Annotated in this window: 1 pseudogene; it reads right to left on the reverse strand. The window is 62.5% G+C overall.

Annotated elements, in window-relative coordinates:
- A pseudogene (locus AB3X89_RS40440) lies at positions 1–315 on the reverse strand (tyrosine protein kinase); the annotation flags it as partial.

Consider the following 315-nt stretch of genomic DNA (forward strand, 5'->3'; position numbering starts at 1 on the left):
GCGCCCACGCGGCCCTCGATCGGCTCGCTCAGATCCGACTGCTCCAGCCGGTAGCGCCCGTCCTCCAGAACGGTCAGCACGAACTTCTCGCCTTCGAATGCTTCCGGAACGTTGAAGCTGGACACCCGGACCGATTCGTTGCCCCACGCATATCCGCCAAATCCGAAGAGACCTGGCGAGGAAAGGTCTTTGGCCTGCCGCCCCAGCCACTCGCCGATCAACGGAAAGCGCTTCGGCCTGGCGCTGATATCGAGGTGCAGATCGTCGACGGCTTTGCCGACCACCATTCTCGACTGGATGATTTCCATCTCGGCC

The sequence above is a fragment of the Paraburkholderia sp. BR14320 genome, from assembly GCF_040948665.1.
In the GTDB taxonomy this organism is placed as follows: Bacteria; Pseudomonadota; Gammaproteobacteria; order Burkholderiales; family Burkholderiaceae; genus Paraburkholderia; species Paraburkholderia youngii.